Origin of the sequence: Mycobacterium adipatum, from assembly GCF_001644575.1 — a bacterium.
Taxonomy (GTDB): Bacteria; Actinomycetota; Actinomycetes; order Mycobacteriales; family Mycobacteriaceae; genus Mycobacterium; species Mycobacterium adipatum.
On sequence record NZ_CP015596.1, the window covers coordinates 4,750,303 to 4,762,328 of the forward strand.

Annotated in this window: 13 protein-coding genes, 1 tRNA gene, 3 pseudogenes and 1 other annotated feature; of the genes and pseudogenes, 7 read left to right on the top strand and 10 right to left on the bottom strand. The window is 65.9% G+C overall.

Features of this window, described 5'->3' with window-relative positions:
- Positions 1-16 precede the first annotated feature (16 nt).
- On the bottom strand, positions 17-802 hold the full coding sequence (locus A7U43_RS22545; RefSeq protein WP_067999561.1) for an aldolase: 786 nt from the start codon (positions 800-802) through the stop codon (positions 17-19).
- A 151-nt stretch (positions 803-953) separates the two neighbouring features.
- The gene (locus tag A7U43_RS22550; RefSeq protein WP_067999563.1) at positions 954-1,481 is read right to left on the bottom strand and encodes a helix-turn-helix domain-containing protein; all 528 of its coding nucleotides are present in this window, start codon (positions 1,479-1,481) and stop codon (positions 954-956) included.
- A gap of 288 nt (positions 1,482-1,769) precedes the next feature.
- On the opposite strand from A7U43_RS22550, the gene A7U43_RS29835 reads away from it, so the two are divergent.
- Positions 1,770-1,919, top strand: coding sequence for a hypothetical protein (locus tag A7U43_RS29835; RefSeq protein ID WP_156526000.1), 150 nt, complete (start codon positions 1,770-1,772; stop codon positions 1,917-1,919).
- 55 nt (positions 1,920-1,974) lie between these two features.
- Here A7U43_RS29835 and A7U43_RS22555 read toward each other — a convergent pair whose 3' ends face one another.
- The 5 genes and pseudogenes from A7U43_RS22555 to A7U43_RS22575 form a co-directional block, all read right to left on the bottom strand.
- Positions 1,975-2,790, bottom strand: a complete 816-nt coding sequence (locus A7U43_RS22555; RefSeq protein ID WP_067999565.1) for a hydroxypyruvate isomerase family protein — start codon at positions 2,788-2,790, stop codon at positions 1,975-1,977.
- Positions 2,790-3,507, bottom strand: a pseudogene (locus tag A7U43_RS22560) (SDR family oxidoreductase). The gene A7U43_RS22555 and the pseudogene A7U43_RS22560 overlap by 1 nt, the downstream one beginning before the upstream one ends.
- Before the next feature lie 46 nt (positions 3,508-3,553).
- The gene (locus A7U43_RS22565; RefSeq protein WP_068003460.1) at positions 3,554-3,739 is read right to left on the bottom strand and encodes a hypothetical protein; all 186 of its coding nucleotides are present in this window, start codon (positions 3,737-3,739) and stop codon (positions 3,554-3,556) included.
- Positions 3,740-3,834: 95 nt separating this feature from the next.
- Positions 3,835-4,065: a hypothetical protein gene (locus A7U43_RS22570; protein WP_156526001.1), complete on the bottom strand. Its 231-nt coding sequence runs from the start codon at positions 4,063-4,065 to the stop codon at positions 3,835-3,837.
- Positions 4,062-5,090 carry a YihY/virulence factor BrkB family protein gene (locus A7U43_RS22575; protein WP_067999568.1) on the bottom strand — a complete coding sequence of 343 codons (1,029 nt, stop codon included), beginning with the start codon at positions 5,088-5,090 and terminating at the stop codon, positions 4,062-4,064. The genes A7U43_RS22570 and A7U43_RS22575 overlap by 4 nt, the downstream gene beginning before the upstream one ends.
- Positions 5,091-5,272: 182 nt before the next feature.
- Here A7U43_RS22575 and A7U43_RS22580 point away from each other — a divergent pair, with 182 nt between their 5' ends.
- From A7U43_RS22580 to A7U43_RS30125, 3 genes and pseudogenes are all read left to right on the top strand, one after another.
- Entirely contained in the window at positions 5,273-5,914 is a 642-nt protein-coding gene (locus tag A7U43_RS22580; protein ID WP_067999571.1) for a TetR/AcrR family transcriptional regulator, read from the top strand.
- Positions 5,915-5,963: 49 nt separating this feature from the next.
- Positions 5,964-7,127, top strand: a pseudogene (locus A7U43_RS22585) (acyl-CoA dehydrogenase family protein); the annotation flags it as partial.
- A 140-nt stretch (positions 7,128-7,267) separates the two neighbouring features.
- Positions 7,268-7,645, top strand: a complete 378-nt coding sequence (locus A7U43_RS30125) for an acyl-CoA-like ligand-binding transcription factor (RefSeq protein WP_197500110.1) — start codon at positions 7,268-7,270, stop codon at positions 7,643-7,645.
- A 45-nt stretch (positions 7,646-7,690) separates the two neighbouring features.
- On the opposite strand, the gene A7U43_RS22595 is transcribed toward A7U43_RS30125, so the two are convergent.
- Entirely contained in the window at positions 7,691-8,446 is a 756-nt protein-coding gene (locus A7U43_RS22595; RefSeq protein ID WP_082902261.1) for a GTP pyrophosphokinase, read from the bottom strand.
- 102 nt (positions 8,447-8,548) lie between these two features.
- Between A7U43_RS22595 and A7U43_RS22600 the strand changes: the two genes are divergently transcribed.
- Together A7U43_RS22600 and A7U43_RS29285 are read left to right on the top strand one after the other, a co-directional pair.
- On the top strand, positions 8,549-9,463 hold the full coding sequence (locus A7U43_RS22600) for an MBL fold metallo-hydrolase (RefSeq protein WP_067999573.1): 915 nt from the start codon (positions 8,549-8,551) through the stop codon (positions 9,461-9,463).
- A 363-nt stretch (positions 9,464-9,826) separates the two neighbouring features.
- Positions 9,827-10,189, top strand: a pseudogene (locus A7U43_RS29285) (DUF222 domain-containing protein); the annotation flags it as partial.
- 13 nt (positions 10,190-10,202) lie between these two features.
- On the opposite strand, the gene A7U43_RS22610 reads toward A7U43_RS29285, so the two are convergent.
- Positions 10,203-11,458, bottom strand: a protein-coding gene (locus A7U43_RS22610) for an IS3 family transposase (RefSeq protein WP_156525800.1) whose coding sequence is annotated in 2 segments (ribosomal slippage) — positions 10,203-11,161 and positions 11,161-11,458 — 1,257 coding nt in all. Because the reading frame shifts where the segments join, the coding sequence is not laid out codon by codon here.
- Positions 11,043-11,174 (bottom strand) — a sequence feature (AL1L pseudoknot). Its footprint overlaps the gene before it by 132 nt.
- A gap of 15 nt (positions 11,459-11,473) precedes the next feature.
- On the opposite strand from A7U43_RS22610, the gene A7U43_RS22620 reads away from it, so the two are divergent.
- The gene (locus A7U43_RS22620; RefSeq protein WP_067999576.1) at positions 11,474-11,863 is read left to right on the top strand and encodes a hypothetical protein; all 390 of its coding nucleotides are present in this window, start codon (positions 11,474-11,476) and stop codon (positions 11,861-11,863) included.
- A gap of 43 nt (positions 11,864-11,906) precedes the next feature.
- On the opposite strand, the gene A7U43_RS22625 is transcribed toward A7U43_RS22620, so the two are convergent.
- A tRNA-Met gene (locus tag A7U43_RS22625) sits at positions 11,907-11,980 on the bottom strand.
- Between the last annotated feature and the right edge of the window lie 46 nt (positions 11,981-12,026).

Genomic DNA, 12,026 nt, shown 5'->3' on the forward strand with positions numbered 1-12,026 from the left:
TCTCGTTCCTCCGGGTTCAGTTGGACAGCGCATCGGGGTGGTTATGGAACGCGCGGCGCGCGTAGTAGGCGAAGTTGGCCTCGCTGCGCTTGGGGCGCAGGGTCCAGTCGTGGGCTTCGCGGGCCAGCCGCGGAGGCAGCTCGGCGATGTCACCGGCCGCCATGGCCGCCAGCTGCAGTTCGGCGCCACGCTCGATGAGCATGGCCAGCGAGCACGCTTCCTCCACGCTGGCGCCGGCGACGACATGGCCGTGGTGGGCGAGCAGAATGGCCTTCTTGTCCCCCAGTGCCGCGCTGATGATCTCGCCCTCCTCGTTGCCCACCGGCACACCGGGCCACTCTGCGAGAAATGCGCAGTCGTCGTACAGCGGAGCGATATCCATCTGCGAGACCATCAGCGGCACCTCCAGCATGGACAGTGCCGCGACGTGAAATGGATGCGTGTGCACGATGCACTGCACATCAGGCCGTGCGCGGTAGATCCAGGAGTGGAACCTGTTGGCCGGGTTGGCCATTCCTGTGCCGTCCAGCACCGTGAGGTCTTCGTCGACCAGCAACAGGTTGGCGTCGGTGATCTCGTCGAATCCCAAACCCAGACGCTGCGTGTAATAGGTGCCCGGCCGCTCGGCGCGGGCGGTGATCTGGCCGGCAAGACCCGAATCGTGCCCGGCATCGAACAGCGCCCGACAGGTCAGAGCCACCTTCTGCCGAGTCGTCAACGTGGACTCTGCGATATGGGTGGCCAGATCCTCGAGGGCGCGCTGCATCAGGACCTCTTTGGAGTCACCGAGGGTCGTTGTCATCTGGTCAACCTTTCGCCGCAGTAGGACACTGAGGCGACTTTAGGACACTTTGTGTCCTATCGTCAATGCCCGGCAGGAGCCGACGCAACGCGCAGTCAGCCATGCCTGCGACAGGGCGCGAAAAGGGACATCGCCGACGATGCGGGAGGCCTCAGCGGTTGCGGGCGTACCCGGCGTGCACGACCACCAGCACTTCACTACGCGCACTACCCCGCTGGCGAAGCTGATGCGGGATCGACGAATCGAAGTACACGCAATCGCCGGATTCGAGGGGCACCAACTGGTCACCGAGCCGAAGTTCGACCACGCCGGCGTGCACGAATACCAACTCTTGGCCGGCATGCGCCGGGTGCGGGTGCTCGGCGAACTTCTGTGTGGGACGGACGATGAACGGAGACATCGCCTTCCCGAGCATGGACGCTGCGACGGCGTGATAACGACTGTCGTCGCGCCCCTCGACGCGGTCCACCACCAGAGCCCCCGCGGACTGGTCGTCGGCGAACAGTTGCGCCACGTCGACGTCCAGCGCACGCGCCAGCCGCATGGCGACCGCAATCGACGGTGTCGACCGCTGACGCTCGATCTTCGACAGATAGCTCTTGGTCAGCTCGGTCTTGGCGGCGAGCTCTTCCAACGTCATGCCGCGCTGTTGACGCACGGCGCGTAGCAGCGCACTCATCGACCCCTCCGTCCGGCCCGGCCGCCGACAGTGTCACACATGTGCCGATAGGACACGCCGTGTCCGACATACGACACGCAACTGGCGCACAATCGGGTCTCGATGTGACGCCGAGCACTTCGGCCGAGCCAATGCGGCTGAGCTGTCGCCGATCTCACACAAAATAGATTGCTTTACACAGAATTAACACCGACGATGGAGGCGTTGCACAGATCGGGTGATCCCCGACTGGCACACCAGATAGCAACCCAAGTCCCTGTGACCCAGGGCACTCAAGGAGTGAGAAGAATGTCCCTTGCGCAGTTTCGCGACAACATCAAGCGCGCCAACAATCGGCGTCGCCTGTACGCGCGGATCAACGCAATGCCCGACTCGACGGTTCGTGAAGAACTGATCGCGGTGGCGCAGCGTTACGAGTTCGAAGACTCGGTTCGCTGACCTGATCCCGAATACCGATGACCAGAGCCGGTGCCCGCAGGGTGCCGGCTCTGAGCTATGTCAGCGGCTGCCACGCACCGCCGCGGCGGGACGGTGGAAGCCATCCGAACGGGTCCGGGCCGTCGGCGCGGTACTCCAGGCTGACGTTTCCCCGGTAGCCGCGTTCCCCCAGCCGGCGTAGGTGCCGGCCGATATCCAGAGTGCCGGTGCCCGGGGCGCCGCGGCCCGGGGCATCCGCGATCTGCACGTGCCCGATGCGATCGATGTGGGAATCGATCACGGCGTCGATATCGTCGCCGTTGACGCCGAGGTGATACAGGTCGGCCAGCAGCCGTATCGAGCCGGCGCCGACGCGGTCGATGACCGCGAGCGCATCGGTGGCCGTGCGCAGCGGATAGTCGGGAACGCCGCTGAGCGGCTCCAGGAGAATGACCGCGGCGAGGCGTTCGGCCAGCCGGCCGACGTGTTCGAGGTTGGCGATGGCCGTCTCGTCGTGCGCCTGCGCGGTCACGCCGTCGAGTCGATTGCCGTAGAGCGCGTTGAACGCCTTGGTGCCCAGGCGTTCGGCGATGCCGAAGGCGATGTCGGCGTTGTCGCGGAACAGCTGTCGACGCGCGGGATCGGAGAGCAGTCCGCGCTCCCCCGCGGCCATATCGCCGCCCGCGAAGTTCAGCGCCGTCAGCCGCACCCCCGCGTCGGCGATCGACCGGATGAAGACATCGACCTCGGCGTCACCGGGTACCGGCTGCTCGAACGGCCACCAGAACTCGACCGCCCCGAATCCGGCATCGCGGGCCGCCTGCGGGCGGTGCAGCAGCGGCACGTCGGTCAGCAGTATCGAGCAGTTCACCACCCAGCACGGCTCGGCCATCAGCCGCGTCCGACGTAGCGCATACCGCGCGCCATCACCGTGACGGTGGGCACCGAGACGTCCACCGGGAGACCCACGATATGGGCGATCGTGTCGGCCACATGCCGCACATCGATCGTCGGTTCGGCGGTGAAACCACTGGTCATTTCGGTCGCGGCGTTGCCGATGTCAATCTGGGTCACGTCGATGTCCAGGTCGCGCAGGTCGAGCAGCATCGACGCCGTCAGACCGCTGACGGCGTGCTTGGTCACCACATAGGCCAGCGTGTTCGGGCGAGGCCGGTGCGCGGCCAGCGACCCGTTGTTGATGATCCGGCCGCCGCGCGGCAGCTGGTCGGACATGACGCGCGTGGCTTCCCGCGCGCAGAACAGCGCCCCGTCGACATTGGTGCGCCACACGGCATGCCATTGCTCGTCGTCGATACCGGCGATCGACGCGGCCGGGCCGAACACCCCGGCGTTGTTGAACAACACGTCGACGGCCGAAGGCCGACACCGCCCGCTCGAACAGGGCCCGCACCGACGCCGAGTCACCGACATCGGTGGGCACGACCAGAGCGTTCGGATGCCCGTGGGCCGTCTCGGCGAGTTGGTCGGGGCGCCGGCCCGCGAGCACGACCCGATGCCCGGCACCGAGCAGGGTGGCGGCGGTGGCCCGTCCGATACCGCTGCCGGCTCCGGTGATCACGACGACCTTGTTCATGCCACCGATGTCCATGACGCGATTCTTCACCGTCTACCGTCCGCGCGGCCACGGCGCACTCCTAGAAGGTGCGGCGCAATCTCAGCACATCCCGTTTCGCACAGCCCACCCGTTCTGCCGCTTCGGCCGCCGTCAACAGCGGATCCAACACGATGCTCAACTCGCCGGGCGAGAAGTGCGGCTCCTCATCCCAGGGCGCGAAATCCCACCCCGCGTCCTCGAAGCCGGTCGACAGCCGCTCCCCCATGGTCATTCCTCACGTCGATGCCGATACCCGCGGCCGTTCCCGGAACAGACCGGAGACGGCGGCGCCACACGCGTCGGCACTGACACGATCTCAGCCTAAAGATGTGGGCGGTCGCGCGCCGGGTGAACGCCCGGCGCCGCTGCGGTGACCGATTCCGGGGCGGCGCCGGCGCTGCCGCGACGTTTGACCGCGACCACTGTGGCGGTGCCGATCGCGAGGCCGGCCACCAGCAGCGTGGGCCACCACAGCAGTTGGACGATCACGACCCTGCGCTGCACCTTCACGCCGAAACGCGCCGCAGATCGTGCCCGTGCCGTGACGCTCACAAGCGCCCTCCCCTCTCCTGATTCGTCCCGGCAATACCCCCGTCACCGACTCGGGAAACGTCGTCAGCGACATCGGTAGCGTGGAAACTGACGTCCACCCGCTGAAATCCCTTGGCCTGCTGCGCTTCTGCCTGACCGGCATAGACCCGCCGGTCCGCTGGAGTCAGGTCGACGTTGTCGGTGAACGGGGTGAGCAGCGCGCGTGGGTGCAGCCGGTCCACCCGCACCGCGTTGATCTGGGCGCACACCAACAGTGAGGTGCCGACCAGATAAAGGAAGGCCAGCAGCCCCAGCACGATTGCGAACACGCTGTTGGTCACGCTGGCCGACGCGACGACCGAGGACACGTAGCCGGCGCCGAACCACTGCAGCATCTGCCACAGCACCGCCGCGACGACCGCTCCCGGCAGGACCTGCAGGACCGTCAACGGCCGGACGGTGGTGACCCGGAACGCGGCGACGCATACCCCGGTGTTCAGCAGCAACGACGCGACCACGATCGCGACGGTGCCGATGAACCCGAGATCGGACCAGTTCTTGCCGACCGCGGTGAGCAGCGTGGTGGCGATGAGCGCCGATCCCAGCACGATCAGCAGCATGAGGCTGCGCACCCGTGCCTTGATCGGATCGGGCCGCACGTATCGGGGTACCGCCCACACGGTGTCCATCGCGTTCTGCAATGCAGTACCGACGCCGAGGCCGCCGTAGAGTGCGCCGACAATGCCGACCACCACGGCGGTGGTGCCACCGCTGAGTGCGCTGGGCTCGCTCATCTGGTTGCCCAGCAGCGGCAGCTGGCTGAGCGCGGAATCGACGATCTGCTCGCGCCATTCCGGCCGGTCGCGCAGCACCACCCCGAGCGCGGTGGTGAGCAGGAGCAACAGCGGGAACAGCGAGACGAAGGCGTAGTAGGTGATCAATGCGGCGAGGTAATTGGCCTGGTCGTCGATGTACTTGTAGACGACGGCGATGGCGAATCCGGCCGCGCGGCTGCGCTGCTGAACGCGATCGAGCCAACCCAGCATCGTGACCTCCCGTTTCCGCGCGGCCCTGTGCCGACGAGCTGGGGTACCCACTCTGGACATGTTTCGCACCGGATGCGAGCAGACAACAATGCGGGACGGAAGCCGCCCGAATCCACACCATGTCAGACAACTAACCGTCTGCACTGACCGCAAATGCGAGGTACACCGGCTACGATGCGTAAATGAAAGCCGCCGCTGCACCGGCCCGAAGATCCCAAGCGAGCCGTCGCGCCGACAGTCGGACACTGATTCTCGATGCGGCCGTCGACATTCTCGTCGAACGCGGCTACAACGGCACCACCACGGTGGCCATCCAGGAACGCGCGGGTGTCACCCGCGGACGACTGCTGCACCACTTTCCCTCAAGGGACGCGGTGCTGGTTGCCGCCGCACATCATCTCGCCAGCGAACGTATCGCCGAGATGGAGCATTGGTTTGAGCGCGCAGATGATCCCGACCCTGGCGGCCCGGCACGGATCGATCATGCAATTGCCCAGCTGTGGAGCACTTTTCGACAACCGTACTTCTGGGCCGCAATGGAGCTGTGGTCGGCCGCACGTACCGACGCGGCGCTGCGCGACGAAGTGGCCGCAGCCGAGCGCCGCCTCGGCCGTGCGATCCAGAACGTGATTGCCACCATGTTCGGGCCGGTGCACAGCAGCCACCCGCGCTTCGACCTGATGCGCGATGTGGTGTTCGCCAGCATGCGCGGCATCGCGCTGACCTACACCTTTGTCGACCGCGATCCGGCGACCGATCCCCACGTCGCGCTGTGGCGCAGCACCGCCCGGACATTTCTGCTGGGCGAACCGCTCCGCCAATAAACAGTCAACATTGACTGCTATGATGGGCCCAACCCACGAAGGAGTCCCCATGTCGACCCCGGACGCCCCGCCCATCGGTCCCGCGGTACCGCGGACCCAGGACCGCATGACCCACGATGTCTGGCTACCCGACGAGATCATCGGCCTGCGCACCCAGGCGCGCGCCGCCGTCGAACGGCGATTGGCCCCGTATGCACGCGAGATCGGCCAGCGCGAAGAGTCCTCCGACAGCTTTCCGTGGACCGCCTTCCGTGGGCTTGCCGACGAGGGCCTGTTCGCCGTGCCGTTCGGACCCGAGTTCGGTCGAGGACTGCGCCACCCGATGCTCGGCACCTGCACCGTCACCGAGGAGATCGCGTATCACTCCTCCTCGATGGCCGGCGTCTACGACGGGCAGTGCATCCTGGTGCCGCAGACCCTCACCTTCGCCACCGACGATCTGCGCCGCCGCCTGATCCCCGAGTTGGTCAGCGGGCAGACCGCGTTCTCCTTCGCCACCACCGAGCCCGACACCAGCTCCGATCTCACCGCGCAGCGCATGCAGACCGTGGCCGAGGAAACCCCGGCGGGATTCGTCGTCAACGGGCGCAAGCGGTGGATCACGAACAGTGTTGTCGCGGGCTGGGTCTCGGTTCTGGTGCGCGCCGGAGCCGGCAGTGATCGCGCGACCATGCTGCTGATCGACCTCTCGTCACCGGGGGTGCGGATCGGCTCCCCCGACCTGAAAATGGGTCATCGCGGTCAGATCACCGCCGACATTGTCTTCACCGATGTCCTGGTCCCGCACGCGAATCTGCTCGGCCACGCGGGCAACGGGCTTTCGGTCGCGCTGTCCGCCCTCGTCCGTGGCCGGGTCGGCATCGGCGCCGCGGGTGTCGGCGTCGCGCAGGCCGCACTGGACCTCGCCGTGCATCGACTGCGCACCCGCCACGTGTTCGGCGGACCACTGGGCGCGATGCAGCACTGGCAGTTCACCATGGCACAACGAGCCACCGAAATCGAATGCGCACGCGGCCTCTATCAAAAGGCCGCCACACTGCTCGATCGGGGCGAACGAAACGCCGAACCCGAAGCCGCGATGGCCAAGGCCTACGGCACCCGGTTGGCCAACGATCTTGTCCGCGAAGCGATCCAGATTCACGGCGCACTCGGATTTGCCCGCCAGGTGAGCGAAAGCGGCGAGTCCGTGCGACTCGAGGAGATGTATCGCGACGGGCCGTCGAACGGGGCGTCGCGGCGGTCCGCACCGAGGACATCGCCGCAGAAGCCGGCGTCTCACCCAGAACGTTCAACAACTATTTTCCGAGCAAGGAGGCGGCCATCGTCGGCGTCGCGGGGATCCGGACCGAAGTCTTGTGCGCAGCACTTCGCGCCCGGCCCGCCGAGGAGCCGCTGCACGAGGCTCTCCGCGCGGCCGCCCTCGCCCTGTTCGCCGACGAGCCGGATCGCGACTGGCTAGCCCGCAGTCGGCTGATCCGCAATGAACCTTCGCTGTACGCGGAGGAACGAAGGTCCGATATCACGATCGAACGAGTCATCGCCGCCGAGATCGGCATTCGCAGTGGCACCGACCCGACTGTCGACCTCGCGCCACGCCTGGCCGCGGCGACCGTCGTGGCCGCCATCCACACCGCTGTCCAGTTCTGGCTGGACGTTCCCGCCGCCGGGACTTTGCGCGACGTCCTCGAACGAGCCATCACGCAGTTCCCGCTGGGTGCTCCGCAGGCGTAGGGCACGCGAACGGGTGCCTGCGCGGCAACGCTTCTCGCCGGCCCGCTAGATCAGCGGCGCGAATGTCACCCGCTGCTGGGCGAAGCGGGCCAGCACGGCGTCCGGGATCGGGATGCTGCCGTTGGCCATCTCGACCGGCACGGGCGGCAGCGCACCGTGCACATCATGGTGCAGACTCTCCATCTCGTCATCGAGTCGCGCCGCGGTCGTGGCGGCCTCCTGCAGGCTGCGCGCGATGTGGGGCGGCACATCCCCGGAGTACTTGTAGAAGATCTTGTGTTCGAGACTGGCCCAGAAGTCCATCGCCACGGTGCGTATCTGTATCTCGACCGGAACGTCCACCACACCACTGGACAGGAAGACCGGCACCTCGACGATCAGGTGCAGGCTGCGATACCCATTCGGCTTGGGCTCGGCCACATAATCTTTGCGCTGCAGCACGGTGAGATCGTCCTGCCGCGTGAGGGCATCGGAGATCAAGTAGACGTCGGAGGTGAACGAGCAGGTGACCCGGACACCGGCGATGTCGGTGATCTTGGCGCGAATCTCCTCGAAACGCGGCTCACACTGTTTGCGGGCAATCTTGTCCAGCACACTTTCGGCCGTCTTGAGCCGACTCGCCACATGCTCGATCGGGTTGTACTTCTGCAGGTGTTTGAACTCCTGCTGCAGGATGGAGACCTTGGTGGTCACCTCGTCCATGCCGAACTTGTACGCGAACATGAATCGCGAGAACTCCTCGCGCAACACGTGAAACTCTGCGAGCAGAGCGTCAGGCATGGCCTCCAGAGACGAGTTCATACCTCCAGGATGCCTGAACGGGAAAACTCTGCGGAAAGCGTGCGTTCGAGCGGGTAGAAGGGCAGCCCGCACCTTCGTCGACACAAGGATCAGGAGAACAGCATGAGCGTGGACAGCGTTGCAGATCTGGGTAGGACGGGGCTCGACGAGCTGGTGCCGTCACGCTACGCATTGAAAGTGGGCGATATCGATGTGCTGGTGATCAGCGACGGGGTGCTGCCGATCACCGCGTCGACGATGGCCACCAACGTCGAGCCCGCCGAGTACTCGGCCTGGCTCAAGGACATGTTCCTGCCGCCGGAGATCCTGGACTGGCCGCTGAACGTGGCCGTGGTGCGCAGCGGCGGCAAGACGATCCTGATCGACTCGGGCCTGGGCACCGAGTTCCCGGACTTCCCACGGGCCGGTCAGCTGAGCACGCGTCTGGTGGCCGCCGGTATCGAACCGTCCTCGGTGACCGACGTGGTGCTCACCCACCTGCACATGGACCATATCGGCGGGCTGCTCGTGGACGGGCTGCGCAACAAACTGCGGCCGGACCTGCGCGTGCATGTCGCCACTGCCGAAGCGGAGTTCTGGGCGGCACCCGACTTCACCCGCACCGTCATGCCGGCCGCCATCCCGCCGGTGCTGCGTCAGACCGCCGCGCAATTCCTGGAGCTCTACCGCGGCCAGCTGCGGACCTTCGAAGACGAGTACGAGGTGGCGCCCGGCGTGCTGCTGCGCCGCACCGGTGGCCACACACCCGGGCACAGCATCGTGCGCATCGAGTCCCGCGGCGGGGCGTTGACGTTCGCCGGTGACGCGGTGTTTCAGCCCGGGTTCGACAACCCCGAATGGCAGAACGGATTCGAACACGACCCCGAGGAGTCGGCGCGGGTCCGGATCCAGCTGTTGACCGAACTGGCGGCCACTCGCGAGCAGCTGGTCGCCACCCACCTGCCGTTCCCGTCGGTCTGCCATGTTGCGGCCACAGGCAGTGGGTTCCGGTTCATCCCGGCGGTCTGGGACTACTGATCGACCCGGTGGCACCGGACCCCCGGATCGGTCCGGGCTCCGGCGCCACCCGTGTTCATCTCACGTTTACCCGGTGCCGGTTTGGACTCGCAGGTGCGCGGGGTACATGCGTGCCAATGGCGCGATTCGGCGCCGTACCACTGACCCGAAGGCCGCCCATGATTCCTTTCATCTGCACCAGCTGTGGACACATCGACATCGATTCGGCCGAGTGCTCGTCATGCGCGCAGGCGCCGGGCGAGCGCAACGTGGCGGGCGCAGACCTCGCCTGATCGGCGCGCCAACCAACCGCCGCGGAATCCCGGCAAGAAAAGCGGTACGCACTCGACTCAACTTGTCGGACCACCTCTTTAAAATCGTGGTATGCCGCCTCCGACAGCGCCTTTGGATCGGGATCGGTTCGCGCCCAAGCGTATCGAGGTGTTGTTCGAGGAGATGGCGGAGTTGACCGGGCAGCGCAATGCGATCGATGGCCGGTTGGTGGAGATCATCGCCGAGATCGACGGCGCGGGCTCCGAGGATGGCAACGCGTTGTGGGGCGCGACCGGGTGCCGGTCGATCGAGGCTTTGGTGGCGTGGAAGGCCGGGGTGAGCCCGCGGCGGGCCGAGACCATGGTCACCGTCGCGCACCGCATCGACGAACTTCCCCGCTGCACCCAAGGCTTACGGGACGGGCGGGTGTCCTTGGATCAGATCGGGGTGATCGCTGAACCGTCCTGGTCTGGGTGGAGACCTTCGGTTATGCCACCTCTGCTGTGGAGGCGACGGTGTGACGGTACCGGTCCTCGTGCTGGCAGGGCGAGAGATAGTCCAGAGCCGAGTGCAGGCGGGTGGTGTTGTACCAATGCACCCAGGCGGCGGTTTCTCGTTCCACCTCGGCCCGCCCTGTCCAGGACTGGGTGCGATTGATCAGCTCGGTCTTGTAGAGACCGATCGCGGATTCCATCAATGCGTTGTCCAAGGCGTCACCGACCGAACCAATCGATCCCGCGATACCGGAGTCGTGCAATGCATCGGTGAAGGCCAGCGATGTGTACTGACTTCCGGCATCGGAATGGTGCACCAAACCTGTTGTCGTGAAATGGAAATCAGTTCTGCGCCGAGTGAACACAGCCTGCTCGAGGACACTGTGCACCAGCGGTGTCGCCTTGGTCGACATCACCCGCCAGCCCAGTATCCGCCGTGAATACACATCGACGCAGAACGCCGTGTAGACAAACCCTGCCAGCGTCCAGGTGTAGGTGAAATCAGCGACCCACCACTGATCGGGACGCGTGGGCGCACCCCATTGCCGGGCGATCAGATCGGGATGGCGCGCCGCCCCCGGATCAGCGGTAGTGGTGACCGTGGTGCGTCGTCTGCCACGCACCGCACCGCTGATCCCGCAGATGCTCATCAGCCGGCCCACCTGATCACGCCCGATGTCGTGGCCTGCATGTTTCATGGCGTGCCACATCTTGCGGACCCCGTAGAGCCGCCGGTTGTCGACGAACAGCTGGTGCACGGTGTTGGCGGCGTGCGCTTGGTTCCAGGCAGTGTCGCTGACTGGGCCGCGGGCTTTGGCCGCGTAGTAGGTGGACGGGGCGATCTTGACGCCGTAGCTCGAAAGCACGGTGCAGATCGGGTCGACCCCGAACCGGTGACGATGAGCGTCGATGTACTCGACGATCACCGAAGTCGGCGGTCGACCTCCGCCGCCGCGAAAAACGCTGTCGCTGTCTTGAGAATCTCATTAGCCCTGCGCAACTCGGCATTCTCCCGACGCAACGCCGTCAACTCCGCAACCGGGTCACCAGACCCCTGCCCAGCCCCGGGGTCAGTCGAGCCGTAACGGCCCTCCACCCAGTTGCGCAACGTGGCCTCATTGATCCCAAGGATCTCGCCGACATAGCGACGAGCCCCTCGCTTGGAATCCCCGGCCTGACTAATCCGGTCCTGATACATCCGTACCGCCCGCTCACGGGTCTCCGGGTCGAACTTCCTCGGCGCAGCCACAACAACATCCTCCTGGTGCGATCACGATCTCCACCAGACCCAGGACGGTTCAACCACCGCCGCCCACATCGCTCGCTGCCCCACCACGCAACCCCCACCACGATCTACACCAGCCGCCCCAAAGCCGACCCAGCAACCCGACTCGACACCCACAACCGCGTACGCACCGACCGCGTCGACCAAGCCGGAGCCGTCACCCTACGAGTCAACGGACGACTGCACCACATCGGCATCGGCCGACACCACTACCGAACCCGCGTCTTGATCCTGGCCCAGGACCACCACATCACCGTCATCAACGCCGCCACCGGAGAAACACTCCGCGACTTCACCCTCGACCCCACCAGGGACTACCAACCCACCGGCGCACCCAAAGGCCCCAAACGGAAAAAACCGCGGACCTAAAGTAGGTCCGCGGCTATTCCGATGTCTTGCGACATCACAATAGTAGCGGGGACAGGATTCGAACCTGCGACCTCTGGGTTATGAGCCCAGCGAGCTACCGAGCTGCTCCACCCCGCGTCGGTGAACACAACATTACCCAAGGGAGTGCAGCGCACCAAATCGG

Coding starts and splice junctions, on each gene's coding strand:
- A7U43_RS22545 (WP_067999561.1), bottom strand. CDS start 802: ATGACAACGACCCTCGGTGACTCCAAAGAGGTCCTGATGCAGCGCGCC.
- A7U43_RS22550 (WP_067999563.1), bottom strand. CDS start 1,481: ATGAGTGCGCTGCTACGCGCCGTGCGTCAACAGCGCGGCATGACGTTG.
- A7U43_RS29835 (WP_156526000.1), top strand. CDS start 1,770: ATGTCCCTTGCGCAGTTTCGCGACAACATCAAGCGCGCCAACAATCGG.
- A7U43_RS22555 (WP_067999565.1), bottom strand. CDS start 2,790: ATGGCCGAGCCGTGCTGGGTGGTGAACTGCTCGATACTGCTGACCGAC.
- A7U43_RS22565 (WP_068003460.1), bottom strand. CDS start 3,739: ATGGGGGAGCGGCTGTCGACCGGCTTCGAGGACGCGGGGTGGGATTTC.
- A7U43_RS22575 (WP_067999568.1), bottom strand. CDS start 5,090: ATGCTGGGTTGGCTCGATCGCGTTCAGCAGCGCAGCCGCGCGGCCGGA.
- A7U43_RS22580 (WP_067999571.1), top strand. CDS start 5,273: ATGAAAGCCGCCGCTGCACCGGCCCGAAGATCCCAAGCGAGCCGTCGC.
- A7U43_RS22595 (WP_082902261.1), bottom strand. CDS start 8,446: ATGAACTCGTCTCTGGAGGCCATGCCTGACGCTCTGCTCGCAGAGTTT.
- A7U43_RS22600 (WP_067999573.1), top strand. CDS start 8,549: ATGAGCGTGGACAGCGTTGCAGATCTGGGTAGGACGGGGCTCGACGAG.